Here is a 23832-nt window from a genome sequence, read left to right as displayed (position 1 = left end):
CGTCAGGCCCCCGTCGTCCGACCGAGCGCCTGGGCGGCGTCGAGCACGCGGGCCCGGTACGCCACGATCAGATCGACGATGTGATCGAGACTCTCCTCCACGACGTAGACGCCGCCGTCGACCATGTGCAGGGTCGTGTCCGGAGAGGCGTGCACGCGTTCGATCAGGTCAGGGTTCACCGCGAACCGGGTGCGGTCGAGGCGGGTGACGATGATCATCGGGTGGTCTCCGGGCAGGGGCGAGAGGCGGGGCATTCCCGACTATCGCGACGCGGCCCGCGCCGGTAACCGGGACGCGCCGCGACCATCGCGCCCGTCAGATCGTCGCCGGCTCTCAGGCGACTCCGGTCGTCCCCAGCAGCGAACCGATCGCGAACGTGACCCCCAGCGCGATCGCGCCGCCGAGCACCACTCTGATCGTCGGACGGAGGGCGGGGTTGCCACCGATCCTGGCACTCACGAATCCCGTCAGCGCGAGCGCCAGCAGCACCACCGCGAATGCGACCTGCACGCGGATCTCCGGAGGAGGGAGCAGGATCGCCAGCAGCGGAAGCATCGCCCCGAGTGCGAACGCGAGCGCCGAGGCCCCCGCCGCCGCCCAGGGGCTGACCACCTGATCCTCGGAGATCCCGAGTTCTGCTTCCAGATGCGCGGTCAGCGGATCCTGCGCGGTGAGTTCCTCCGCCACGAGGCGTGCGGTCGCCGGGCGAAGACCCTTCGCCTCGTAGATGCCCACGAGTTCCTCGAGCTCGGTCGCGGGATCATCCGCCAGTTCGCCGCGCTCCTTCTCGATCAGGGCCTGCTGACTGTCGCGCTGGCTGCTCACCGACACGTACTCCCCCAGCGCCATCGAGATCGCGCCGCCCACGAGACCGGCGACGCCCGCGGCGAGCAAGGGTGCGGATGCGGTCGTCGCACCGGCGACACCGACCACGAGCGACGCGACCGACACGATGCCGTCGTTCGCACCGAGCACTCCCGCCCTGAGCCAGTTCAGCCGTCCGGCGAGGTCGCCGCGATGCGGTTCCCCCGGATGCGTCGTCGTCACAGGCTCTTCCCTCTCTCGAGCGCGACCTGTGAGGCAGGATCCGTGCGGAGTCCCGGCAGCAGCGTCAGCGGCATCCTGTCGATCTCCATCAGCTCCGCGCGCTCTCCGCGAGTGAGGTGCTCGGCGTGGGCGGGATGCCAGTTCCTGAGAGGTCGGGTCATCGGGCAAGAGTACGCCCGGCACCATCGACGCCCGTCGCCGTTCCCGCCGGACGGCAGCGAGACGGTGACGGGCGCGACAGCGCCGTGCTCCGGCCGATCAGCGCTTGAGCTGGGTGAGTTCCTGCAGCACCTCGTCGCTCGTGGTGATGATGCGCGCGTTGGCCTGGAAGCCGCGCTGGGCGACGATCAGGTTGGTGAACTCCTGCGACAGGTCGACATTGCTCATCTCGAGTGCGCCGGAGACCAGGCCGCCGAATCCGGCCTGCCCCGCCTCGCCGATACGCGCGCCGCCCGAGTTGACCGACGCACGATACGCGGTGCCGCCGGCCTTCTCGAGGCCCTCCGGGTTGGCGAACGTCGCCATCGCGATCTTCCCGAGCGTCTGCGTCGCGCCGTTGCTGAACGTGCCGACGATCGAGCCGTCGCCGGTGATGCTGTACGACTTGAGGGTGCCCGCCGCAGCTCCGTTCTGCTCTGTGACGGCCACGGTCGACAGGCTCGCGTAGCCGGTCACGGCGGTGAGGTCGACCGACACGGCACCGGCGGCGAGGGTGAGCCCCGTTCCGGTCTGCGTGCCGTTCGTGAACGTGAGCGATCCCGCCGCGCCGCTGACGGGCTCGGTCACGTTCCAGCCGGCGGCCGTCTTGGTGAAGGTGAGACTCAGCGTGGTGGGAGCACCCTGCGCGTCGTAGACGGTCACGTCGCGCACCAGCTCGTTGCCGGTCTCCGCGGTTGACGGCAGGTTACCCGTGACGGTGGCATCGGTCGTCGCGCGCGCCGGTGCGACCGCGTCGAGGGGCAGCACGATGTTCCCGATCGCCTGACCGGTGTTCACGGTGCCGTTCTGCGCCGACCACCCCTGCACGATCGCCCCGTCTGCCGTGACCATCTTGCCGGTCGGGTCGAACGAGAATCCGCCGGCACGGGTGTAGAGCGTCTCCCCTCCCGAGCGCACGGCGAAGAAGCCGTCTCCCGAGATCATCAGGTCGCCGCCGCGTCCGGTCGCCTGCGCCGATCCCTGGGCGAAGTTCGTGCGGACGCCTGCGACCTGCACGCCGAGCCCGACCTGCGCGGGGTTGCGCCCGCCGACCTGGTCGTCGGGGATGCCGGGGTTGCCGATGAGCTGCGAGAGCGAGTCCTGGAACACCACCGAGGAGCCCTTGAATCCCGCGGTGTTGACGTTGGCGATGTTGTTGCCGGTCACGTCCAGCATGGTCTGGTGCGAGCGGAGGCCGGAGATTCCGGAGTAGAGCGAGCGAAGCATGGGGATTCTCTCTTCTGGGTGAGTGGGGATCAGGCTGCGGCGGGGGCGCTCGCGGCAGGGGTGGTCTTCGAGGTGATGCCGGTGATGGCATCCAGCGCGACGGTCTTGTCGCCGATGGTCACCTGCGGGATGGGGCCGTCGAACGAGACCTTCGTGACGATGCCCGACACCGGCTTGCCATCGGCATCCTTGTAGCTCGCCTCCTGACCGATCAGCGCGGTGGCGGCCTGGCGCATGCTCAGCGCGAACGCCTCGGTGCCGTTGTCGGCGAGCGTCGTCAGCTGCTCCATCATGGCCAGCTGTGTGGTCTGCGAGATCATCTCGTTGGTGTCCATCGGGCTGGACGGATCCTGGTGCGTCAGCTGCGTGACCAGCAGCTTGAGGAACACCTCGCCGTCGAGCACCTGCTTGCGCGCGGCGGGGTCGCTGGTGCTCCCCGTGTAGATCGAACTCGGGGCGCTCACGGCGTCGACGGTCATGTCGTGTCCTCTCAGGCGAAGATGTCGAGGCCCTCGCCGGAGACGGCGTGGGTGGCGGTCAGGGAAGAGTGAGGGATGCCGCGCGCCGCGGCGTCGGCGGCGCGACGATCGGACGGCGTGCGATCCGACTCCCGCCCGCCGGATGACTGGCCGCCCATCGGTCCGCCGGCGCCGGACTGGGCACCGCGATCCGCGCCTCCGCCCTCGGCGGTGGTGCCGGAACCGAGCGTCAGGCTCGCGTGCGGCATGGCCGCGGCGAGGTCGCGCCGCAGGTCGGTGACAATGGTGCGCAGCGCCTCACGGCCGGCCTCCGTCGCGCCGAGCAGCTCCACCCGCACATCGCCGCCCGCGCTGACATGGGCGCGCACCGTGACAGGGCCGAGCGTGTCGGGGGTGACGGTCATCGTCAGCTGGTGGCTTCCGATGGGCCGCTGGACGATGCTCAGCACGACCGGCGAGACCTGGGCCGCGACCGCCCGCGGCGGGAGGGCACCGGGCTCCGGCGCGTCCACGGCGGCAGTGTCCACCGTGACGACGAGTGCTGCGGGCGAGATGATCGATGGCGTGCCATCTGCGGGCGCGGTGCGGACCGGCTGTGCCCCGGTGGACGGTGTCGGGGAGGGCTGTGCCGGGGTGGGCGGCGTCAGGGAGGTCTGTGCGGGGGTGGGCTGTGCCGGGGAGACAGATGTCGCGCTCGACGGATCCGTGGGGCGCAGGGCAGAGGGGATCTCGGCCTCCGCGACGACCGCAGAGCCTGGTGTCGCGACGATCGCACTCATCCGCGCCGCCGGCAGGACGGGCACCTGATCGGCACCTCCGGCCGTGAGGGGCGGAGCCGGCACGCTCCCCTGCGCCGAGGGCGACGCGACGGCCAGAGCAGGCATCCCCCCCTCGGCGTGCGGCAGCGGGGAAACGGTCGCGCGTGCGGCCGATCCTCCCTGCGGAAGCGCCGGATCCTGTGATGCCGAAGCGCGCTCCTCCCCCGCCGTGGACGACACGGCGGCGAGCGGAGCCATCGCCGCGGACAACCCGGTATCTGTGAACGACGGCCCCGTCTCCGCTGCCGCCGCACTTGCAGCCTCCGGGTCGACGGCGTCCTCCGCAGACACGTCGACACGGAGCATCGCGGGGGCGAGCACCGTGCTGATCATGGCGTCGGCCGTCGTGGAGGCATCGCTCACCCCAAGGGCAACCGGGTCGAGCGCACCCATCGTGTCGTCGCCGGTGCCGAGCATCCGCTTCGCCACGGCCATCGCGACGCCGAACGGCGCCGACTCCCCCTCATCAGCGCGCCCGCTCCTGCCGAGCAGTGCGCCGAGCGGATCCGCCGCCGCTGTGCGGTCCGCGCTCGCCGTGGACAACCCGCTCATGCTGTCCGCTCCTCACGCAGGCTGCGCATGACCGCGATCTCGTCCAGCGCCATCTGCTCGGCGTGCCGCTCAGCCTTCAGACTCTCCGCACGATGCGCGCCGTCGAGTCGTTCGAGACCCTTGAGCTCGCGACGTGCCTCGACATGCGAGGCCTTCGCCACCTCTTCCTCGGCCCGGCGCAGTTCGGTCAGCGTCTGGAGATCGCTCAGCGCGCTGCGCCCGGCGGCGCGAGCGGCGGCCATGGCCAGGAGCGTGTGCGCATCATCCACCTGCGCGCTGATCTCGGAGAGACTCACGACAGCACTCTGCTCCGCCTCCTCCGCGTGCCGTCGAGCGGATGTGGTGCGCGAGAGCTGCTCGGCAGCGACCTTCTCCTGCGCATCGCGCACGCGCAGAAGTCCGGCCAGCGGGAACGTCATGGAGTCAGTCCTCCGAACTCGGTGGTGAGTGCGGCGAGACGCCGCCAGGAATCGTCGGCGCCGGCGAGGTCTTCCATCCCCTGGGTGAGGAAGCCGGAGATGGCGGCCTCGTGGGCCAGCGCCGCGTCGACAAGAGGGTTCGCACCCGCGCGATATGCGCCGATGTCGATCAGGTCGTTCGCGCCGCGTCGCGCGGCCAGCACGCTGCGCAGCGCGACAGCGGACGCCCGCTGCTCGGAGCTCGTGATCTTCGACACCACACGGGAGATCGACCCGAGCACGTCCACGGCCGGGAAATGCCCGCGCACGGCCAGGGCACGGTCCAGCACGACGTGCCCGTCGAGGATCCCTCGAGCGGCGTCCGCGATCGGCTCGTTGTGATCGTCTCCGTCGACCAGCACGGTGTAGAGACCGGTGATCGAGCCGACCGGGCCGGTGCCCGCACGCTCGAGCAGACGCGCGAGCACGGAGAACGTCGACGGTGGATATCCGCGCGTCGCGGGCGGCTCCCCTGCGCTCAGCCCGATCTCGCGCTGGGCCATCGCGACGCGGGTCAACGAGTCCATCATGAGCATGACGTTCGCGCCGTCCTCGCGGAACCGCTCGGCGATACGGGTGGCGACGAACGCCGAGCGCATGCGCACCATCGCGGGCTGATCGGACGTCGCGACGACCACGACCGACCGGGCCAGCCCTTCGGGCCCCAGGTCGTCCTCGATGAACTCCCGCACCTCGCGGCCACGCTCGCCCACCAGAGCGATCACGGTGACATCGGCGCTCGAGCCACGAGCGATCATCGACATGAGCGATGACTTCCCCACACCGGATCCCGCGAACAGCCCGAGGCGCTGACCGGTGCCCACGGGTGTCATGGTGTCGAGCACCCGCACTCCGAGGCCGAGCTGCGTGGCGATGCGCTGGCGGTGCAGGATGCTCGGGGCATCGTTGTCGAGCGCGACGAACTCTGCGCCACGGTCGAGCGGGCCTTTGCCGTCGATGGGGCGCCCGAGCCCGTCCAGCACACGTCCGAGCAGTGCCGGTCCGGTCGGCACCCGGAGCCCCGACCCGGTGTGCAGCACCTTGGCGCGGGCGGTGATCCCATCGAGCGGCGCGAGCGGCATGCATCGCGCGGACGCGCCGTCGACCGCCACGATCTCGGCGTCGACCCTGCGCCCGTCCGCCACCTGGATGCGCACCCGGTCTCCCACGGCCGCATCGATGCCGATGACCTCCGCGCCGAGACCGAGCACGGCCTTCACGGTTCCCGAGCGCTCGGGACGCGCGGCGTCGAGCGCCCGCTCCCACGATGCCGTCCTGCCGCTCATGAGCGAGCCTCGTCGTGTTCGTCGCCGTCGCCGCGCAGCGCTGCAGCAGCACGGGCGAGTGCCTGCGCGATGCGCGTGTCGACGGCCCCGTCCGCGACTTCGACGACCGCGCCACCCTGACCGACCGATGCGGCCACCCGCATCTCGATGCCGTCCAGCGTCCCTTCGGCATCCGCGTCCTCTCGCAGGATCGCGCCGTCCTGCGGGCTGAACGTCACGCGCGTCCACCGCTGCACCGGCATCTCGGCGAGTGCGCGGCGCAGGGCGTGCGAGGCGGACCGCGCCGGGTCCGACAGCTCCACGCACAGGATCGCTCTGGCGAGGTCCACCGCGAGCTCCTCGATCCGATCCGCCGTGAGCGCGGCGAGCTCCTCGGCGCGCAGGTCGAAGGCTTCCGCGGCTTCGTGGACAGCCCGCAGAGCGGATGAGCGCCGCTCGAGATAGAGCGCACGCTCCTGCGCGGCATGCGTCTGATCGATCACGTTCTGCGATCGTGCCTCGTCGAGCGCGATACGCCGCCCCTCAGCGAATCCCTCGGCATAGCCGCGGATGCGCGCCCGGTCCGCCTCCCCGCGCAGGTCGGTGGGGGTCTCGCCCACGCGCGGCACGACGAGCGGGGTGAAAGCGGTGTCGGAACGTGTCATTCGATGAGCTCGTCCTCGTCCTCACGGGAGATGGTGATCTCCTCCGCCGCCTCCAGTTCGCGGATGATGCGCACGACCTCTGCGCGCGCCTCGTCGACCTGACGCACGCGCACCGAACCGAGCACGCGCGCTTCCTCCGCGAGGTTCTCCTGGTTGCGCTCGGTCATGTTGCCCGTGACCTTCGCGGCGATCTGCTCGTCGGCCCCCTTCAGCGCCAGCGCCAGCACGCGCAGGTCGATGCCGCGCAGCACGCGTTGCGCATCGCGATCCTCGAGGCGGGTGATGTCGGCGAACGTGACCATGCGGCTGCGGATGTCTTCCGCGAGGGCGAGATCGCGCCCTTCCAGGCTCGTGAGCAGCGCCTTCTCGAGCGCGGTGTCGGAGCGGCTGATGATCTCGACGAGTGGTTGCACGCCACCGATCGACTCGTGATTGTCGCGCATCGCGAAGACGCCGGTACGGGAGCGCAGGGAGTCCGCAACGATCGAGATCGCCTCCTGCGTCGCGGTGCCCATCGTCGCGATCGCCTGCGCGACATCGGTGCGCAGCGGGTCCTGCAGGGCTGTGAGCACCGCGGCGGCACGGTCGGCCCGCAGATTCGCCAGCACCACGGCGACGGTCGTCGGCAGTTCGCCCTCGAGGATCGTCGCGAGCTGCGCGGGATCTGCCGCGTTGAGGAAGTCGAAGGACACCGCGCCCTGCGACATGACGCGACCGACCATTCCCATGGCCTTCTCTCGTCCGAACGCGGTCTCCAGCAGTCCGGTCGCGAGTTCTTGGCCGCCCCGCGACGGAACGGATCCTCCCGTCGCGATGCGTTTAAACGCGCCCAGCGCCTGCGCGGTCGACGCCAGATCCACGCCACCGAGCTGGGTGAGCTCCGCCGCGAGCAGTTCGGAGCGATCCTCCCCGAGGTGACGCAGCACCTCTGCGCTGGCCTCCCTGTCCATGTTCAGGAGCACGATCGCCGCCTTGCGGAGCCCCGTCATCTCGACGACGGCGACCGTGGAGGCCGTCGTGTCGCTGCGCTCCGCCGTCGCGGCACCGATCTCCGGGAACTCGATCTGCGTGCTCATACGGTGGACTCATCCATCAGGCTGGCCAGAGCGGTCGCCGTGGCGCGGGGCTCACGCTTGGCGATGTCGTCGATCTCGCGACGACGTCGCTCCACGAGCACCTGATCCATCTCGGGCTCCTCCTCGATGTCGAGGACCGCGGTGGGCGACATCTGGGGCAGCAGCGGAGCGGTGATCGCTTCTCGGTCGTGCAGCCCCTTGAGCGAACGCAGCTTCTGCTCCTCGTTCTCGCTCAACGTGGCCAGGTACTCGATCGGCCCCTCCTCCGTGTAGAGCACGCGGCGCTTCATCCGTTGACGGAGGGAGAGGAACACCACGAGGACGATGACGGCGAGCAGGATCGCGCCGCCGATGATCGCCGAACGCAGCAGTTCCTGCTGGAGCTGGGCTTCGCGTTCGGCCTCGGCCGCCTGCAGTGCGGTCTGCGCGGCCATCGCGCCGCCGGTGGCGAACTCGACGAACTCCACGGCGATCGTGTCGCCCCGCTCGACGTCGATCCCCGCCGCCGAGGCGACGAGCGCCTCGACCTGATCGGCGGTCACTCCGGTCACCGCTCCACGATTCAGCGCGATGCTGACGGTCTGACGGGTCACCTCGCCGGCGGGCGTGATCGTCTTCTCGGTGGACTTGTTCACGGCGTTGCTGCGCGACGACTCCTCGAACTCGTAGGAACCATCACCCGTGGCGCCGTTCGGCACGGCGATGTTGTCCGGTCCCAGCACGCCGGTTCCGTTGCCGGCACCACCGGTGTACGTCTCGGTCTTCGTCTGCTCCGACGGGCTCAGGTCGCCGTCCGGCGCCGAGTACGTCTCATCCATCCGCTCGGATGTGGAGTTGGCGACATCGGCGGCGACCGTGACGGTGGCGTTGCCCGGTCCGACGATCGTCTCCAGCATCCGACTCACCGCGGCGGCGACCCTGGCCTCGTGCTCCGTCGCCTGCTTCGACGAGTTGCCCGCGACTCCCGACCCGACGGCGGAGAGCACGGCACCGTTCTGATCGGTGACGGCGACGTCCTCCGGGGTCATGCCCGGCACCGATGCGCTCGTGAGGTGGATGATCGCCTCGATCTTCTCGTCGCTCAGCGTCGAACCGTTGCGCGTCTTGACGAACACCGAGGCGGTCGGGCTCTGCCGCTCCGAGACGAAGACGCTCTCCTCGGGGATGGCGAGCTGCACGGAGGCGGCGGTGATGCCGTCCATCGCGCTGATCGTGCTCGCGAGCTCCCCCTCGATGGCGCGCTTGTAGGTGACCGACTGCTGGAACTCGCTGGCGGTCACGCCCATCTTGTCGAGCAACGTGTAGCCCTCGCTGGTGTCACCGGGGAGCCCGGCTGCCGCGGCGGCGAGCCGCTGCGAGTACACCTGATCATCCGGGACGAGGATCGTCGCTCCGCCCTCGGTGAGCTCGTACCCGACGCCCGCCGCCTTCAGCTGATCGACGACGGCCGAGGCATCGCCTGCGCTGAGTCCGGTGAACAGAGGGCTCATCTGCGGCTTGGTCAGCCATGCGCCCAGCGCGATCGCACCCATCACCAGCAACGCGACGCCGATCACGGCGATGGTGCGCTGGGCGACGGTGAAGCCCGAGACGATCTGCTTCGCCCGCTCGAACGAGGTCGTGAACACCGTGGGCATCAGGCCTGCATCCGCATGATCTCGTTGAACGCGGAGACGCTGCGGTCACGGACGGCGACCACCAGGTCGAGGGTGACACCGGCGCGGGCCGAGGCGATCATCGCCTGATGGATGTCCTGCAGGTCGCCCGTGACGGCTTGCACCGCGAGCTCGTTCGATGTCGACTGCAGCTGCTGGAGGCCTTCGACCGCGCCGGTGAGCGAGGTCGCGAAGGCGCCCGCGGAGGCAGCAGAGCCTGCCGTGCCCGAACCGGACTCGAAGCTGAGCGCGGACAGCGGTGCGACGCCGGCGGCGGACACCGCATCGATGGGAGTGGTCATCAGTTGCGTCCGATCTGCAGAGCGGCCTCGTAGGTGGTCTTCGCCCTGTCCACGACCGCCGCGTTCGCCTCGTAGCCGCGTTGCGCGAGGATCAGCATGCTCATCTGGTCGCCGAGCTCCACGTTCGGGTACTGCACGTAGCCGTCCTCGTTCGCGTAGGGATGCTCGGGGTCGTACACGAGCTTCGCCTCGGCATCGGACTCGACGACACCAGACACGTAGACCCCCGGGGCGTCGGTGCCGGCAGCGACGGTGACGAACTTCTCGCGGAAGGCCTCCTGTCCTGCCGGCGTCGCGGTGTTGACGTTGGCGATGTTGTCACTGAGCGCGTCGAGCCACTTGCGGTGCACGTTCAGACCGGTTCCGGCGATGCCGATCGCGTCGAAGGTCATGCCGATGCCTGACCGATCGCCTGGGTGATCGAGGCGGCCTGACCACCGATCGCCTGGCTGGCGAACTGGAAGCGAAGGACCGTGTCGATGTTCGACAGGGTCTCGGTATCGAGGTTGACGTTGTTGCCGTTCAGCCGCGTGGGCTCCAGCGACCGCTCCACCGTGGCGGCGACCGTCCCGGAACCGCCGTCCACGGCGCGCCGCAGTTCCTCCTCGAACTGCACGCGCTTCGCCTGATAGCCGGGGGTGTTGATGTTCGCGATGTTCTCGGCGATCGACCTCTGGCGCAAGGCCAGGCCGTCGAGCGCACTGATCAGTGCGGCGGAGGTTACGGATTCGAGCACGGGGGCACTCCGGACGTTGATGGAGAAGCCGATCCGTGGCCAATCGTCGAGCGATCCCTGCTCGTGGTGGACTATCGCGACGCGACGCGCGTCCCGTAACCGCCGTGGCGTGTGAACAGCGCCGTTCAGCCTTCGACGTCGAGATACGCCGGAGTGTCCTGCGGGGTCGTCGGTACGCGCCGGAGCGCCGCGATCTCGCGCGCCACGTTCGCCCGGGAAGCCATCAGCCCGCTGATCATCATCTGCTGACGCGACAGCACGGCCTCCGCGCGCGCACGCAGCTCCTCGGGGACGGGACCCGCCGGCGGCTCGAACGACGGCGATTCGAGCTGCTCGTCTGCGGCGTCGAGCGCGCGCTCGAACTGGTCGAGCACGGTCAGCCAGGCCGCGAGGTTCTCCGGCACGGTGATCAGGCCAGCGCCGAGGAAGGCGCCGGAGCGGTCGCCGCGGTCGCCGAAGCGGCCTGGTGCCAGGCGTCGCGAAGGGGGGCGATGAGGTCACGGCACTCGGTGGTGATCGCGCGATCGCGGGAGATGTTCGCCGAGATCAGGCGTCCGGTGAGATAGGTGTAGACCGCACGCAGCTCCCCCGCTCCGTCCCAGGCGTCGGTGAGCGACCCGCTCAGCTCCGCGACGATCTGCTGGGCATGGGTCAGATGGCTCCCGGCCGCCGTCCAGTCCGCGGCGTCCTGCGAGGCGGCTGCCCGGTCGACGTCCACGAGCAGCCGGTCGTAGAGCATCGTGAGGAGACGCTCGGGAGACGCCGAGGCGACCTGCTGCTCCAGGTATTGCTGCTTGGCGCGTGCGAGGGAGGTGAGGGACATCGTTGTGATCTCCTAGCGGGTGGGAGCGGTGAGGAGTGCGGTCCAGGTCAGGACGACGATGACGTGCTGCTGAGACCGGCGAGCTGAGAGGAGAGCCAGGACGACTGCGACTGCAGTTTGGAGAGCTGGACCTCCAGCTGGGAGTATGTGCGCTCGAGTGTGGCCCTGCGCTGCTCGAGTCGGATGTCCCAGCGCTCCACCTGGGTCTTGAGCGTCTTGACCTCGGACTCCTGGCCGGTGATCCTCTGGGTGAGCAGACCGTCGTACTTGTCCGAGTACTTGTTCGACACCTCCTGCAGGCGACCGGAGAGACCCGAGAACACGGCCTGTGCCTTCTCGGGATCCTCTGCCAGCGCGGAAGCGAACTTCTCGGCGTCGAACGAGAGCACTCCTTTGTCGCTGATCGAGATGCCGATGGTCGAGGGAGAGACGCCGTCGACCGGGTACTGCACGGCGTCGGCCAGAGCCGTGCGGAGGTTGCGCACCGTGCTGTCGCCCGTGAACACGCCGAGCGTGGTCTTCTCCCCCACGGCACCGATCGTGGCCTTGGAGCCGTTGTCGATACGGGTGAGCAGCGCAGCGATCTCCTTGACGAACGTCTCGGCCTTCGTCGTCTGAGCCTTGGCGTCGAGCGCCACGGACACCACCACGGGGTCGGCGCTCGCCTGGGTGACGGTGACGTCGATGTCTTCGCCGATGTTGATCGTGTTGCGGGCGCTGGTCAGGGTCTGCTCGGCAGCGGTGCCGGCGAACAGACGGATGCGGGCATCGGCACCCTGCTTCAGGAGCGCCGCTCCTGCCTCAGCGGAGATGTCGGGAGCAGTGCCGGCCGCGACATCCGCGGGCGTTCCCCGGTGGAGCGTGAAGGCGCCATCTGCTCCGGTCTCTGCGGCGGTGAGCTGGATGCGCGAGAGCGGCTTGCCGTCGGCATCCGTTCCTGCGGGGACGACCGTGGCCGTCACCCCGGCCTTGGCGGCGTTGATCGCCTTGGCGAGGTCCTGCGGGCTGGTCCCGGACGGGGTGATCGCCTTCGGGGTGCCATCGGAGGCGACGAGCGTGAACTCCCCGCCCCAGGCTTCGGCGCCGGCGGCCGCGGTGATGACGGAGTGCGCTGACGCGACGGCGTCCACGACGATGCTGGTCGAGAAGGCGCTGGCCTTGGCCCCCGCCGTGACGGTCACGCTCTCGGACGACGCCGTCGCGGTGAATGCTGCCAGCGACGTGGCGCCCGCTGCGGTCTTCGCCTTCGTGACGAGGTCCTGGAGCGTCTTGTTCAATGACTGCAGGTTGGTGATGATGGCCCCGCGGTCGGTGATCTTGTTCGTGATCAGCTTCTTCGGGATCGCCGCGACGTCCATCAGCGCGGTGATGAGCTCGTCGGTCTTGAGCCCGGATACCAGTCCGTCGAGTTTCATCCTCGGGTGCCTTCTGTGCGATGCGGGTCGAGCGGTTCCTACAGGAAGGCGCCCGGGCGGAGATCACCCCGCCCGGGCGCCGAGCGCGCCTCAGGCGCAGCGACTCAACGGAGCAGCTGCAGGACGCCCTGGCCCGACTGGTTCGCCTGAGCGAGCATGGCGGTGCCGGCCTGCTGCAGGATGTTCGCAGCGGTGTACTTGACCATCTCGGCTGCCATGTCGGTGTCGGCGATACGGCTCTTGGCCGCCGACAGGTTCTCCGCCGAGACCTGCAGCGAGTTGATCGTCGACTCGAAGCGGTTCTGCACCGCACCGAGGTCGGCGCGAGCCGACGAGACGCTCTTGATCGCCGTGTCGACCGTCGTGATGGTCGCCGCCGCCAGGGTGGGGGTGGCGAATCCGTCGGTGGTGACGATGGCGGTCTTGAGGTTCGCCGCGAGCGTCTTGATGTCGGCGGAACCGAGGTTCACCGTGATCTGGCTCGAGGCAGCACCGTCAGCGCCGACCTGGAAGCTCAGCACGCCGTTGGTCGCCGCACCGGCGGAAGCATCCAGCAGCTTGATGCCGTTGAAGTTCGTGGTGTCGGAGATGCGGGTGAGCTCGTCGACCAGCTGGGTCACCTCGGTGGTGATCGCCTTGCGGGAGTCGACGTTGTTGGAGTCAGAACCTGCCTGGACCGCGAGGTCGCGGACACGCTGCAGGATCGAGTGGACCTCGGTCAGTGCACCTTCAGCGGTCTGGATGACCGAGATGCCGTCCTGAGCGTTGCGGGCTGCGACGTTCAGGCCGTTGACCTGCGAACGCAGGCCCTCGGAGATGGCCAGGCCGGCGGCGTCGTCGGCTGCGCGGTTGATGCGCAGGCCGCTCGAGAGCTTCTCGAGCGACTTCGAGACGTCGTTCTGGTTGGCGGACAGGTTGCGGTACGAGTTGAGCGCACTGACGTTGGTTGCGATCTGAAGACCCATGAATATCCTCCGTGGTTATGGGACTGAAACGCGGGCCCATCCGTGGGCCTGCACCACCGACATTCGCGACAGGTCGGCCGACCCGTAACCACCGGGGGCAGGAAAATCAGAGCGCCGGGAGGAGGTCTCCGGTCCGCGTCGGTGCCGGCGCGGGTACGGGCCCGAACAGCACACCGAAGAACTCCGCCTTCGCACTGGTGGAACGGTCGCCGGAGGTGCCGTTCTCCCAGGCGTCCATGGCTTCGCGCATCAGAGCGAGGCCGCGGGTGCGCAGCTTCGAGACGTAAGCGTGGCTGACCGCCATCTCATCGGCGAGGTCCTTGACCATGCGGTCTTCGACGTAGATGCCCCGGATCACGCGCTGCATCGCCAGAGGGAGTGCGTCGAGCACCCGCAGCAGCATGGTCCGCGTCTCGTTCTGTTCCACGGCATGCTCGGGAAGGATGATGCTGTCGGTGAGGTCGACGGCCTGCCGACCGGATTCGAGATCGAAATGCTCCTCGAAGCTGGTCGCGGTGCGCACCATGGAATCGAGATGCAGCATCTCGGCGACGGCACCGGCGTCGATCCCCGACTCCTTGGCGAGCTCGGCGACCGTCGCCGCGCGGCCGGTCCGGGCGAGCACGGCGTCTGCCGCCGCGCGGATCAGCTCGATCTTGTCGCGGCCGCGTTCCCCAGCCGGGTCGGCCTTGCGCATCTCGGACAGCATCGCCCAGTTGATCTGGGTGCGGGCGAATGCGCCGAACGGGATGCCGCGTTCGGGCTCATAGGTCAGCGCCGCGCGGGCGAGGCCCCAGCGCGCCGCGGACATCAGATCGTCGAGGTCGACGTGCTCGGCGGTTCTCGCCTTCTCCAACGCGAGGAATGTCGCCAGGGCCATGTTGTCCCTGGCCAGACGATCGGGGGTTGCGGATGCGTCGGCGGGTGCGCCGGAATCAGCGGGAAGGTCAGAATGACGCAGCAATGTGACTCCGTGGCTCGCTCAACTCATTTATGAGGCAAGTTAGCAGCTTTCACACGTTTACAAGTAAAAAATGTGTTTCAGCTGAGCGTGTCGGAATCACCGTTCACCCCGTCGCCGTTCGACGAAGACGCGGAGCGCGATGTCCACGCCCCGGCGTAGCCTCACCGGATGGCAGACATCCGCCCGTTCCACCTCAGGGTCGACAGCGACACACTCACCGACCTGAGACGACGCCTGCGCAGCGCTCGCCTCCTGCCCGATTCCCCCGGCCATCCCCTCGCGGGGATGAACGCCGACTACCTGCGCGAGCTGGTGACGGCGTGGCGGGAGTTCGACTGGCCGGCGCGCGAGCGCTGGCTCGACGCGCATCCGCAGTTCATCGCCGATGTCTCGGGCGATCAGCTGCACTTCGTCCATCTCCGCGCCGATAGGCCCGACGCACCCGCGATCCTCGTGATGCACGGGTGGCCGCACACGTTCGCCCTGCAACTCGCATTCGCCGACCTGCTGCGCGACTTCCACGTGGTTCTGCCCAGCTTCCCGGGTTTCGCCTTCTCTCCCCCTTACGCGGACGGAGCATTCCACGAGACCCGCCTGGCCGACACGATGCATACGCTGATGACCGAGACACTCGGCTATGACACGTACCTGACCTACGGCGAAGACATCTCGGCGAACGTGAGCGACCTGATCGCGGCGCGACATCCGGAGTCCGTCGCGGGGATCGTCGTCACTCACGCCCACTTCCCGACCTCGGAGGAGCGGGAACTGCTCGAGGCAGACGACGCGGTCGCCTTCTTCACCCGACTCGCCGATGAGTCCTACGACACGCGCGGCTACGACCACGTGCAGTCGACCAGGCCCGACACCCTGGCCGCCGCGCTCAATGACTCGCCGGTGGGGCTCCTCTCATGGCTCGTCGAGAAGCACGTCGAATGGTCGGATACACCCGTGGCGCACCCCTCCGCGGTCGAGCGGCGTCTCTCGCGAGACCGGATCCTGACCGAGGCCACGATCTACTGGTCGACGCAGTCGATCGCCACATCCTTCCGCCCCTACTACGAGGCACCCGATGTCGCCACACCGATCCCTCCCGTGGAGGTGCCGGCCGCCGTGCTCATCCAGACGCACGAGCACGACTATCCCGAGTCCCTCGCCCGCGAGTTCTACCGCGACCTGCGCGTCTTCGACAGGCTGCCCGAGGGCGGGCACTTCACCGCCGCCGAGGTCCCGGAGGAACTGGCCGACCGCGTCCGTTCGTTCGCGCAGGAGATCGGCGCGCTTCCGGAACATCGAGAGCCGAGTGATGAGGTGGGCCCTGCCGGGATCGAACCGACGACATCCACGGTGTAAACGTGGCGCTCTACCAGCTGAGCTAAAGGCCCTGGTGCGTCACAGTCTATCGGGCAGCCGGTGCGCGACGGTGTCGTGGAAGAGGGATAGGCTGAGGGCGGCACGCGTTGTGCACAGCCGACAAGGCTGCCCGCGTCGCTTCCCGTTTCATTGGCATGACCTGCCAGCTTGACGAAAGGCTCCCCCGTGACTGTGCACGACCAGGATCCGTATTCCCAGGGCCCCCAAGACAGCGATCCGGAAGAGACCGGCGAGTGGCAGCAGTCGCTCGATGAGCTGGTGGATGCCAAGGGCCACGGCCGTGGCCGCGAGATCATGCTCAGCCTGCTCAAGCGCTCCAAGGAGCTGCACCTGGGCGTGCCGATGGTCCCGACGACGGACTACATCAACACCATCGCGTCCGAGAACGAGCCGGAGTTCCCCGGCGACGAGGAGATCGAGCGCCGCTACCGCGCCTGGATCCGCTGGAACGCCGCGATCACGGTCCACCGCGCGCAGCGCCCCGGCATCGGCGTCGGCGGCCATATCTCCACCTACGCGTCCTCGGCCGCGCTGTACGAGGTCGGCTTCAACCACTTCTTCAAGGGTGCGGACAACCCCGGCGGTGGAGACCAGATCTTCATCCAGGGCCACGCCTCCCCCGGGACCTACGCACGCTCCTTCCTCGAAGGACGCCTGAGCGAGGACCAGCTCGACGGGTTCCGTCAGGAGAAGTCGCACGCGCCGTACGGCATCCCCTCGTACCCGCACCCGCGCCTCATGCCGGACTACTGGCAGTTCCCGACCGTGTCGATGGGTCTCGGACCGATCAACGCCATCTACCAGGCGATGTCGAACAAGTACATCGAGAACCGTGGCATCAAGGACACCTCGCAGTCGCACGTCTGGGCCTTCCTCGGCGATGGCGAGATGGACGAGGTCGAGAGCCGGGGTCAGCTCCAGGTCGCGGCCAACGAGGGTCTCGACAACCTCACCTTCGTCGTGAACTGCAACCTGCAGCGCCTCGACGGCCCGGTGCGAGGAAACGGCAAGATCGTCCAGGAGCTGGAGTCGTTCTTCCGCGGCGCCGGTTGGAACGTCATCAAGGTGGTCTGGGGCCGCGAGTGGGACGACCTTCTCGCCCGCGACACCGAGGGCGCACTGCTCAACCTGATGAACGTCACCCCCGACGGTGACTACCAGACCTTCAAGGCCGAGTCCGGCGCATACGTCCGCGAGCACTTCTTCGGCCGCGACGAGCGCGCCGCAGCGCTGGTCAAGGATTACTCCGACGACGACATCTGGAACCTCAAGCGCGGTGGACACGACTACCGCAAGGTCTACGCCGCGTTCAAGGCAGCGACCGAGCACAAAGGCAAGCCCACCGTCATCCTGGCGAAGACCGTCAAGGGCTACGGCCTCGGTCCGCAGTTCGAGGGCCGCAACGCGACCCACCAGATGAAGAAGATGACGCTGGACAACCTCAAGACGTTCCGCGACGCGATGCACATCCCGATCACGGATGCGCAGCTCGAGGAGAACCCGTACCTGCCCCCGTACTACAACCCGGGCGCGCAGGACGAGACGATCCAGTACATGCTCGAGCGCCGCCAGGCGCTGGGCGGCTTCCTCCCGGAGCGCCGCTCGACGCACGTCGGCCTGTCGCTTCCGGATGACGCCGCGTACGCCCTCCCCAAGAAGGGCTCCGGCACCCAGGAGATCGCCACCACGATGGCGTTCGTCCGACTGCTCAAGGATCTGCTGCGTTCGAAGGACTTCGGCCACCGCATCGTGCCGATCATCCCGGACGAGGCGCGCACGTTCGGTCTGGACGCGTACTTCCCGACGGCGAAGATCTACAACCCGAACGGCCAGCACTACACCTCGGTCGACCGTGAGCTGCTCCTCGCCTACAAGGAGAGCCCGCAGGGCCAGATCGTGCACGTCGGCATCAACGAGGCGGGCGCTCTCGCCGCCTTCACGGCCGCCGGTACCTCGTACGCCACGCACGGCGAACCGCTGATCCCGATCTACATCTTCTACTCGATGTTCGGCTTCCAGCGCACCGGCGACGCCCAGTGGGCTGCCGGAGACCAGATGGCCCGCGGGTTCATCATGGGCGCCACCGCCGGTCGCACGACGCTCACCGGCGAAGGCCTGCAGCATGCCGACGGCCACTCGCACCTGCTCGCCGCCACCAACCCGGCGACGGTCTCGTACGACCCGGCGTACGGCTACGAGATCGCGCACATCGTGCGTTCCGGTCTCGAGCGCATGTACGGCGGAGAGCACGAAGACCCGAACGTGATGTACTACATCACGCTCTACAACGAGCCTCTCGTCATGCCTGCCGAGCCGGCGGATGTCGACGTCGACGGCATCGTGCGCGGCATCCACCGCATCTCGACCGGTGAGGGCGAAGGCCCCCGCGCCCAGCTGTTCGCCTCCGGTGTCGGTGTGCCGTGGGTCCTCGAGGCCCAGCAGCTGCTGAAGGACGACTGGGGCGTCGTCGCCGACGTGTGGTCGGTCACCTCGTGGACCGAGCTGCGCCGCGACGGCCTCGCCGCCGACGAGCACAACTTCCTGCACCCTGAGGCCGAGCCGCGCACCGCGTACCTGACGCAGAAGCTGCAGGGCGCAGAAGGTCCGGTCGTCGCGGTCAGCGACTACATGCACGCGGTGCAGGACCAGATCCGTCCGTGGGTGCCGCAGCGCTTCGCGACGCTGGGTGCAGATGGCTTCGGCTTCTCCGACACCCGTGCCGCCGCGCGTCGCTTCTTCAAGATCGACGGCCCCTCGGTCGTCGTGCGCACCCTGCAGTCGCTCGCTGAGGATGGCGTCGTGGACCGTTCGCTCGCCGCACAGGCGATCGAGAAGTACCGTCTGCACGACGTCAACGCCGGCACCAGCGGCAACGCAGGTGGCGAAAGCTGAGTCCTCGGTGACAGGTTCTTCTCCACGCGGAATGGACAAGACCGCGACGCTCACCTGGCTGCGCCGGATCTCCGGTGACATCGCCTCGGTGACGATCAAGCGGTTGGAGGACACCCTCCCCTGGTACGCCGACATGCCGCCGGCCCGACGCTCTGCCGTCGGGCTGGTGGCTCAGGCCGGCATCACCTCGTTCATCCAGTGGTACGAAGACCCCACCTCGACTCCGTGGATCGCGGCGGACATCTTCGCCGCGGCTCCCCGGGAACTGTTGCGCAGCGTCAGCCTCCAGCAGACGCTGCAGCTGATCCGCGTGACGGTCGAGGTGACCGAGGAGCGCGTCGCCGGCCGTGGCGATGATCTCCGCGAGGCGATCCTGCTCTACTCGCGCGACGTCGCCTTCGCTGCCGCCGATGTCTACGCCCGTGCGGCCGAGGCCCGCGGCCTCTGGGATGCACGACTGGAAGCACTGGTCGTCGACTCGATCCTCACCGGTGAAGCCGATGAGGAACTCCCCAGCCGCATCGCCGCCCTCGGATGGCACGGCCACGGCGAAGTCGCCGTCCTGGTCGGCACGACTCCCCCGCAGTTCGATGTCGATCAGGTGCGCCGCACCGCCCGCAAGCTCGCGGTCGACGTGTTGATCGGCGTGCAGGGATCCCGCCTGGTGCTGGTCCTCGGACGCGCCAGGATCGCCGGGCAGGAAGACGAGGAAGACGAGGACGAGCTCGGCTTCCTCGAGATCGCGACGCGCCTCGAGCCCTCGTTCGGCCCCGGTTACGTCGTGCTCGGACCCGCTGTCGCCGCACTGGTCGACGCGAGTCAGAGTGCGCGCGCGGCCCTCGCCGGATTCGCCGTCGCCCGCGCCTGGCGCAGTGCTCCGCGCCCGGTCGAGGCCGATGATCTGCTGCCGGAGCGCGCCCTCGCCGGCGACCCGCTGGCCAAGCAGACTCTCATCGAGCGGATCTTCCGTCCCCTCCAGGCCCACTCCACCGATCTGGTGACGACGCTGTGGAGCTATCTCGACAACGGCCGCTCCCTGGAAGCCACGGCTCGCGAGCTGTTCGTGCACCCCAACACGGTGCGCTACCGGCTCAAGCGCGTCAGCGAGGTCATCGGCTGGGACGCCACCGGGCCTCGCGAAGCACTCATCCTGCAGACCGCTCTGATCCTCGGGTCGATCGGCGCCGCGGAGCAGGGGCGCCGCCGACCGGCGCTGCGACGCCCGCCCCGCTGAGTTCTCGCGCGGGCGCTGTGCGCCACACACAAGGGTTTCGCGCAATCTTGTGATGGATCATCCACCGCTCGCGCGCAATCGTTGGCAGACTGGACTGGTGATTGTCGTCGTCTGCCCTGGTCAGGGCTCGCAGACCCCCGGTTTCCTCTCCCCTTGGCTGGAGCTCGACGGTGTGGCTGATCGCCTCGCTGCCTTCTCCGAGGCCGCAGAGGTAGATCTCCACGCGCACGGCACAGTGTCGGACGCCGACACGATCCGCGACACGCGGGTCGCCCAACCGTTGATCGTCGCTGCATCTCTGATCGCGGCCGATGCTCTCCGTGCCCACGGCGGCCGCACGGCCGACGGCATCGCCGGCCACTCGGTGGGTGAGATCGCCGCTCTCGTCGGCAGCGGCGTCATCGATGCCGAGACCGGAATGCGTCTGGTGGGCATCCGCGGACGCGCGATGGCGGACGCCGCCGCGCAGACGCCGACCGGCATGAGCGCCGTGCTGGGCGGAGATGAGGAGCTCATCCTCGCGCGACTCGCCGAGCTCGACCTCTCCCCCGCCAACTACAACGGCGGCGGCCAGCTCGTCGTCGCCGGCGCACTCCCGGCTCTGGCCGCGCTGTCCGAAGAACCGGTCAAGGGCTCGCGCGTCATCCCGCTGGAGGTCGCCGGCGCCTTCCACACCGGCTACATGGCCTCCGCCGTCGCCGCGCTGCGCGATGCCGTCGCCACCGTCACGCCGGCCGATCCGCAGGTCACGCTGTGGACGAACCGCGACGGCTCCGTCGTCTCCGACGGCACGCAGGCGCTGTCGTACCTGATCGACCAGGTGTCGTCGCCGGTGCGCTGGGACAAGTGCATGACCTCCTTCGCCGACCACGGCATCACCGGGCTCATCGAACTGGCCCCGGCCGGCGCGCTGACCGGTCTCGCCAAGCGCGGCCTGCGTGGCGTGCCGACGGTCGCCGTGAAGACCCCCGAAGACCTCGACGCAGCCGTCGCGCTGCTGAACGGAGAAGCCGCATGAGCGCCACCCTGACCCAGATCACGGGCCCCGCCTACACGCGCATCTACTCCTACGGTGCGGCACGCGGCGAGAACGCCGTGCCGAATGAGGATCTGATCGGTCCGATCGACTCCAGCGACGAGTGGATCCGCCAGCGCACCGGCATCATCACCCGTGTCCGCGCCGACAAGGGCACCGACGCGATCGATCTCGCCGCCATCGCCGGAGCCGAGGCCATCGAGAAGTCCGGTGTTCCGGCCGACCAGATCGATCTGGTGATCGTTGCCACCATCAGCAACCCGAAGCAGTCCCCTTCCGTCTCGGCGATCGTCGCTGATCGCGTGGGCGCCAACCCTGCCGCCGCGTACGACATCAACGCCGCGTGCGCGGGGTACTCCTACGCGGTCGCTCAGGCAGATGCGCTGATCCGCGCGGGTGCCGCCCACTACGCGCTGGTGATCGGCGCGGAGAAGCTCTCCGACGTCGTCGACCCCGCCGACCGGAGCATCTCGTTCCTGCTCGGCGACGGCGCAGGTGCGGCCGTGATCGGTCCGAGCGACACGCCCGGCATCTCTCCGGCCGTGTGGGGATCCGACGGGTCGAAGGCCGATGCGGTCGGCATGAACGGCACCCTGACGCAGTTCCGCGACGGCGAGGTGCCGTGGCCCACACTCCGTCAGGAGGGGCAGACCGTGTTCCGCTGGGCAGTGTGGGAGATGGCGAAGGTCGCCCGTGAAGCGCTCGACAAGGCCGGCGTCGAGCCGTCCGACATCGCCGCGTTCATCCCGCACCAGGCGAACATGCGCATCATCGACGAGTTCGCCAAGCAGCTCAAGCTGCCGGAGACCACGGTCATCGCGCGCGACATCGAGACCACCGGCAACACCTCGGCCGCCTCGATCCCTCTCGCCAGCCACCGCCTGATGTCCGAGCACCCCGAGCTCTCGGGCGGCCTCGCACTGCAGATCGGCTTCGGCGCCGGTCTCGTGTTCGCCGCTCAGGTCGTCGTCCTCCCATGAGAAGGACTCGACCTTCCCTAGACTGTTCCACGGTTCCGAATACAACCCGCAAGAAAGAGGAAGACCACATGGCTTTCACCAACGATGAGGTCCTCGCAGGCCTCGCAGAGCTCATCACCGACGAGACCGGCATCAACGCTTCCGAGGTCGCCCTCGAGAAGTCGTTCACGGATGACCTCGACATCGACTCGATCTCCATGATGACGATCGTCGTCAACGCCGAGGAGAAGTTCGGCGTCACCATCCCCGACGACGAGGTCAAGAACCTGAAGACCGTCGGCGACGCCGTCAGCTTCATCGTCGCAGGCCAGGAGTAATCCACGCAGGATGCCACCCCCGCACCTGCGGGGCGTGGCATCCTCCGCCTTGCCCGCAATCCGCTCGAACACACCGCCCGACAAGGAACCACACCATGACCAAGCGCATCGTCGTCACCGGCATCGGCGCCACTTCCGCCATCGGCGGTACCGCTCCGGAGAACTGGACCAACCTGCTCGCAGGCATGTCCGGAACCCGCACACTCGAGCACGACTGGGTGAAGCAGTACGAACTGCCCGTCACCTTCGCCGCCGAGGCCATCGTGCGCCCCGAAGAGGTCCTGCCCCGCCACGAGGCGAAGCGGCTCGACCCCTCCTCGCAGTTCGCCCTGATCGCCGCGCGTGAGGCGTGGGCGGATGCCGGCTCCCCCGAGGTCGCCCCCGAGCGTCTCGGTGTCGACTTCGCCACCGGCATCGGCGGCCTCTGGACGCTCCTCGACGCGTGGGACACCCTGCGCGAGAAGGGTCCGCGACGTGTCATGCCGCTGACCGTGCCGATGCTGATGGCCAACGCCGCCGCCGGCAACCTGTCGCTGCAGTTCCAGGCGCGCGCCTATGCGCAGACCGTCGTGAGCGCCTGCGCCTCGAGCACCGAGTCGCTCATCCACGCTTTCCACCACCTGCAGGACGGCCTCGCCGACGTCGTGATCGCCGGCGGCACCGAGTCTGCGATCCACCCCATCACGATGGCCTCGTTCTCCTCCGCGCAGGCGCTCTCGCGCCGCAACGACGACCCGGCCACGGCTTCCCGCCCCGGCGCGATCGACCGTGACGGCTTCGTCATGGGCGAGGGCGCGGCCGTGCTGATCCTCGAGACCGAGGAGCACGCCAAGGCGCGCGGCGCGAAGATCTACGCCTATCTGATCGGCGGTGGGATCACCGCCGACTCGTACCACATCACGGGCAACGACCCCGAGGGTGCCGGTGCCGCACGTGCGGTGACCCAGGCTCTGGAAGAGGCGGGCGTCACGCCCGATCAGGTCACGCACATCAACGCGCACGCGACCTCGACCCCGGTCGGTGACCCCAACGAGTATGTCGCTCTGAAGCGGGTCTTCGGCGAGCGTCTCAGCGAGATCCCCGTCTCGGCCACCAAGGCCTCCACGGGCCACCTGCTGGGAGGCACCGGCGCGCTCGAGGCGATCTTCTCGATCCTCGCCCTGCGCGACCGCGTCGCCCCGCCGACGATCAACATGACCGAGCCGGACCCGGCCGTGCCGTTCCGCCTCTCGGGCGAGCCGACCCCGCTCGGAGACGGCCCGCAGATCGCGATCAGCAACTCGTTCGGCTTCGGCGGGCACAACGCCGTCGTGGCCTTCGCCAGCGTCGACTGACGAACACACGGGAAGAGGCC

26 protein-coding genes and 1 tRNA gene are annotated in these 23832 nt (G+C 68.8%); 7 read left to right on the top strand and 20 right to left on the bottom strand.

Annotated elements, in window-relative coordinates:
• Window positions 1–2: 2 nt before the first annotated feature.
• The 19 genes from FB560_RS07895 to FB560_RS07810 form a co-directional block, all read right to left on the bottom strand.
• Window positions 3–254, bottom strand: a complete 252-nt coding sequence (locus FB560_RS07895; RefSeq protein ID WP_229673175.1) for a flagellar FlbD family protein — start codon at window positions 252–254, stop codon at window positions 3–5.
• A gap of 79 nt (window positions 255–333) precedes the next feature.
• Entirely contained in the window at window positions 334–1047 is a 714-nt protein-coding gene (locus tag FB560_RS07890; protein ID WP_229673177.1) for a VIT1/CCC1 transporter family protein, read from the bottom strand.
• Window positions 1044–1208 carry a hypothetical protein gene (locus tag FB560_RS20920; RefSeq protein WP_229673179.1) on the bottom strand — a complete coding sequence of 55 codons (165 nt, stop codon included), beginning with the start codon at window positions 1206–1208 and terminating at the stop codon, window positions 1044–1046. Before FB560_RS20920 ends, FB560_RS07890 begins: the two co-directional genes overlap by 4 nt.
• Window positions 1209–1305: 97 nt before the next feature.
• Window positions 1306–2472: a flagellar hook protein FlgE gene (locus tag FB560_RS07885; protein WP_141871854.1), complete on the bottom strand. Its 1167-nt coding sequence runs from the start codon at window positions 2470–2472 to the stop codon at window positions 1306–1308.
• Window positions 2473–2501: 29 nt separating this feature from the next.
• On the bottom strand, window positions 2502–2951 hold the full coding sequence (locus FB560_RS07880; RefSeq protein ID WP_141871853.1) for a flagellar hook capping FlgD N-terminal domain-containing protein: 450 nt from the start codon (window positions 2949–2951) through the stop codon (window positions 2502–2504).
• Between the two features lie 11 nt (window positions 2952–2962).
• Window positions 2963–4321 carry a hypothetical protein gene (locus tag FB560_RS07875; RefSeq protein WP_141871852.1) on the bottom strand — a complete coding sequence of 453 codons (1359 nt, stop codon included), beginning with the start codon at window positions 4319–4321 and terminating at the stop codon, window positions 2963–2965.
• The gene (locus tag FB560_RS07870) at window positions 4318–4740 is read right to left on the bottom strand and encodes a hypothetical protein (RefSeq protein ID WP_141871851.1); all 423 of its coding nucleotides are present in this window, start codon (window positions 4738–4740) and stop codon (window positions 4318–4320) included. Before FB560_RS07870 ends, FB560_RS07875 begins: the two co-directional genes overlap by 4 nt.
• Window positions 4737–6065, bottom strand: a complete 1329-nt coding sequence (locus tag FB560_RS07865) for a FliI/YscN family ATPase (RefSeq protein WP_141871850.1) — start codon at window positions 6063–6065, stop codon at window positions 4737–4739. The genes FB560_RS07870 and FB560_RS07865 overlap by 4 nt, the downstream gene beginning before the upstream one ends.
• Window positions 6062–6709: a FliH/SctL family protein gene (locus FB560_RS07860; protein ID WP_141871849.1), complete on the bottom strand. Its 648-nt coding sequence runs from the start codon at window positions 6707–6709 to the stop codon at window positions 6062–6064. Before FB560_RS07860 ends, FB560_RS07865 begins: the two co-directional genes overlap by 4 nt.
• Complete coding sequence (gene fliG, locus FB560_RS07855) at window positions 6706–7785, bottom strand: flagellar motor switch protein FliG (RefSeq protein WP_229673181.1); 1080 nt, start codon at window positions 7783–7785, stop codon at window positions 6706–6708. The genes FB560_RS07860 and fliG overlap by 4 nt, the downstream gene beginning before the upstream one ends.
• Window positions 7782–9422 carry a flagellar basal-body MS-ring/collar protein FliF gene (fliF, locus tag FB560_RS07850; protein ID WP_141871848.1) on the bottom strand — a complete coding sequence of 547 codons (1641 nt, stop codon included), beginning with the start codon at window positions 9420–9422 and terminating at the stop codon, window positions 7782–7784. The genes fliG and fliF overlap by 4 nt, the downstream gene beginning before the upstream one ends.
• Window positions 9422–9742 carry a flagellar hook-basal body complex protein FliE gene (gene fliE / locus FB560_RS07845; protein ID WP_141871847.1) on the bottom strand — a complete coding sequence of 107 codons (321 nt, stop codon included), beginning with the start codon at window positions 9740–9742 and terminating at the stop codon, window positions 9422–9424. The genes fliF and fliE overlap by 1 nt, the downstream gene beginning before the upstream one ends.
• Window positions 9742–10134 (bottom strand): flagellar basal body rod protein FlgC, encoded by a 393-nt coding sequence (locus tag FB560_RS07840; protein WP_141871846.1) that lies wholly within the window; start codon window positions 10132–10134, stop codon window positions 9742–9744. Before FB560_RS07840 ends, fliE begins: the two co-directional genes overlap by 1 nt.
• On the bottom strand, window positions 10131–10478 hold the full coding sequence (locus tag FB560_RS07835) for a flagellar basal body rod protein FlgB (RefSeq protein ID WP_141871845.1): 348 nt from the start codon (window positions 10476–10478) through the stop codon (window positions 10131–10133). Before FB560_RS07835 ends, FB560_RS07840 begins: the two co-directional genes overlap by 4 nt.
• Window positions 10479–10603: 125 nt before the next feature.
• The gene (locus tag FB560_RS07830; RefSeq protein ID WP_141871844.1) at window positions 10604–10882 is read right to left on the bottom strand and encodes a hypothetical protein; all 279 of its coding nucleotides are present in this window, start codon (window positions 10880–10882) and stop codon (window positions 10604–10606) included.
• Window positions 10883–10887: 5 nt separating this feature from the next.
• Window positions 10888–11301 carry a flagellar export chaperone FliS gene (gene fliS / locus FB560_RS07825; protein WP_141871843.1) on the bottom strand — a complete coding sequence of 138 codons (414 nt, stop codon included), beginning with the start codon at window positions 11299–11301 and terminating at the stop codon, window positions 10888–10890.
• 47 nt (window positions 11302–11348) lie between these two features.
• Window positions 11349–12716, bottom strand: coding sequence for a flagellar filament capping protein FliD (gene fliD, locus FB560_RS07820; protein ID WP_141871842.1), 1368 nt, complete (start codon window positions 12714–12716; stop codon window positions 11349–11351).
• A 104-nt stretch (window positions 12717–12820) separates the two neighbouring features.
• Entirely contained in the window at window positions 12821–13681 is an 861-nt protein-coding gene (locus FB560_RS07815) for a flagellin N-terminal helical domain-containing protein (RefSeq protein ID WP_141871841.1), read from the bottom strand.
• Window positions 13682–13787: 106 nt separating this feature from the next.
• Entirely contained in the window at window positions 13788–14645 is an 858-nt protein-coding gene (locus tag FB560_RS07810; RefSeq protein ID WP_141871840.1) for a sigma-70 family RNA polymerase sigma factor, read from the bottom strand.
• Window positions 14646–14813: 168 nt separating this feature from the next.
• On the opposite strand from FB560_RS07810, the gene FB560_RS07805 reads away from it, so the two are divergent.
• The gene (locus tag FB560_RS07805) at window positions 14814–15998 is read left to right on the top strand and encodes an epoxide hydrolase family protein (RefSeq protein WP_141873167.1); all 1185 of its coding nucleotides are present in this window, start codon (window positions 14814–14816) and stop codon (window positions 15996–15998) included.
• On the opposite strand, the gene FB560_RS07800 is transcribed toward FB560_RS07805, so the two are convergent.
• Window positions 15958–16030, bottom strand: a tRNA-Val gene (locus FB560_RS07800). The two genes, FB560_RS07805 and FB560_RS07800, sit on opposite strands and share 41 nt — an antisense overlap.
• 154 nt (window positions 16031–16184) lie before the next feature.
• On the opposite strand from FB560_RS07800, the gene aceE reads away from it, so the two are divergent.
• From aceE to FB560_RS07770, 6 genes are all read left to right on the top strand, one after another.
• The gene (gene aceE / locus FB560_RS07795; protein ID WP_141871839.1) at window positions 16185–18911 is read left to right on the top strand and encodes a pyruvate dehydrogenase (acetyl-transferring), homodimeric type; all 2727 of its coding nucleotides are present in this window, start codon (window positions 16185–16187) and stop codon (window positions 18909–18911) included.
• 31 nt (window positions 18912–18942) lie between these two features.
• Window positions 18943–20145, top strand: a complete 1203-nt coding sequence (locus FB560_RS07790) for a PucR family transcriptional regulator (RefSeq protein WP_141871838.1) — start codon at window positions 18943–18945, stop codon at window positions 20143–20145.
• A 97-nt stretch (window positions 20146–20242) separates the two neighbouring features.
• Entirely contained in the window at window positions 20243–21163 is a 921-nt protein-coding gene (locus FB560_RS07785) for an ACP S-malonyltransferase (RefSeq protein ID WP_141871837.1), read from the top strand.
• Window positions 21160–22161, top strand: coding sequence for a beta-ketoacyl-ACP synthase III (locus FB560_RS07780; RefSeq protein ID WP_141871836.1), 1002 nt, complete (start codon window positions 21160–21162; stop codon window positions 22159–22161). Before FB560_RS07785 ends, FB560_RS07780 begins: the two co-directional genes overlap by 4 nt.
• 68 nt (window positions 22162–22229) lie before the next feature.
• Entirely contained in the window at window positions 22230–22478 is a 249-nt protein-coding gene (locus tag FB560_RS07775) for an acyl carrier protein (RefSeq protein WP_017830435.1), read from the top strand.
• A 95-nt stretch (window positions 22479–22573) separates the two neighbouring features.
• A complete protein-coding gene (locus FB560_RS07770; RefSeq protein WP_141871835.1) occupies window positions 22574–23812 on the top strand; it encodes a beta-ketoacyl-[acyl-carrier-protein] synthase family protein in 1239 nt (412 codons plus the stop codon).
• The last annotated feature ends 20 nt before the right edge of the window (window positions 23813–23832 follow it).

The sequence above is a fragment of the Microbacterium saperdae genome (assembly GCF_006716345.1).
GTDB classification, from domain to species: domain Bacteria; phylum Actinomycetota; class Actinomycetes; order Actinomycetales; family Microbacteriaceae; genus Microbacterium; species Microbacterium saperdae.
This window is presented reverse-complemented; position numbering and strand designations above follow the sequence as displayed.

Bases quoted from the DNA above. Each gene is read 5' to 3' on its own strand.
- FB560_RS07895 (WP_229673175.1), bottom strand. From the start codon at position 254: ATGCCCCGCCTCTCGCCCCTGCCCGGAGACCACCCGATGATCATCGTC.
- FB560_RS20920 (WP_229673179.1), bottom strand. From the start codon at position 1,208: ATGACCCGACCTCTCAGGAACTGGCATCCCGCCCACGCCGAGCACCTC.
- FB560_RS07885 (WP_141871854.1), bottom strand. From the start codon at position 2,472: ATGCTTCGCTCGCTCTACTCCGGAATCTCCGGCCTCCGCTCGCACCAG.
- FB560_RS07880 (WP_141871853.1), bottom strand. From the start codon at position 2,951: ATGACCGTCGACGCCGTGAGCGCCCCGAGTTCGATCTACACGGGGAGC.
- FB560_RS07875 (WP_141871852.1), bottom strand. From the start codon at position 4,321: ATGAGCGGGTTGTCCACGGCGAGCGCGGACCGCACAGCGGCGGCGGAT.
- FB560_RS07870 (WP_141871851.1), bottom strand. From the start codon at position 4,740: ATGACGTTCCCGCTGGCCGGACTTCTGCGCGTGCGCGATGCGCAGGAG.
- FB560_RS07865 (WP_141871850.1), bottom strand. From the start codon at position 6,065: ATGAGCGGCAGGACGGCATCGTGGGAGCGGGCGCTCGACGCCGCGCGT.
- FB560_RS07860 (WP_141871849.1), bottom strand. From the start codon at position 6,709: ATGACACGTTCCGACACCGCTTTCACCCCGCTCGTCGTGCCGCGCGTG.
- fliG (WP_229673181.1), bottom strand. From the start codon at position 7,785: ATGAGCACGCAGATCGAGTTCCCGGAGATCGGTGCCGCGACGGCGGAG.
- fliF (WP_141871848.1), bottom strand. From the start codon at position 9,422: ATGCCCACGGTGTTCACGACCTCGTTCGAGCGGGCGAAGCAGATCGTC.
- fliE (WP_141871847.1), bottom strand. From the start codon at position 9,742: ATGACCACTCCCATCGATGCGGTGTCCGCCGCCGGCGTCGCACCGCTG.
- FB560_RS07840 (WP_141871846.1), bottom strand. From the start codon at position 10,134: ATGACCTTCGACGCGATCGGCATCGCCGGAACCGGTCTGAACGTGCAC.
- fliS (WP_141871843.1), bottom strand. From the start codon at position 11,301: ATGTCCCTCACCTCCCTCGCACGCGCCAAGCAGCAATACCTGGAGCAG.
- fliD (WP_141871842.1), bottom strand. From the start codon at position 12,716: ATGAAACTCGACGGACTGGTATCCGGGCTCAAGACCGACGAGCTCATC.
- FB560_RS07815 (WP_141871841.1), bottom strand. From the start codon at position 13,681: ATGGGTCTTCAGATCGCAACCAACGTCAGTGCGCTCAACTCGTACCGC.
- FB560_RS07805 (WP_141873167.1), top strand. From the start codon at position 14,814: ATGGCAGACATCCGCCCGTTCCACCTCAGGGTCGACAGCGACACACTC.
- FB560_RS07790 (WP_141871838.1), top strand. From the start codon at position 18,943: ATGGACAAGACCGCGACGCTCACCTGGCTGCGCCGGATCTCCGGTGAC.
- FB560_RS07780 (WP_141871836.1), top strand. From the start codon at position 21,160: ATGAGCGCCACCCTGACCCAGATCACGGGCCCCGCCTACACGCGCATC.
- FB560_RS07775 (WP_017830435.1), top strand. From the start codon at position 22,230: ATGGCTTTCACCAACGATGAGGTCCTCGCAGGCCTCGCAGAGCTCATC.
- FB560_RS07770 (WP_141871835.1), top strand. From the start codon at position 22,574: ATGACCAAGCGCATCGTCGTCACCGGCATCGGCGCCACTTCCGCCATC.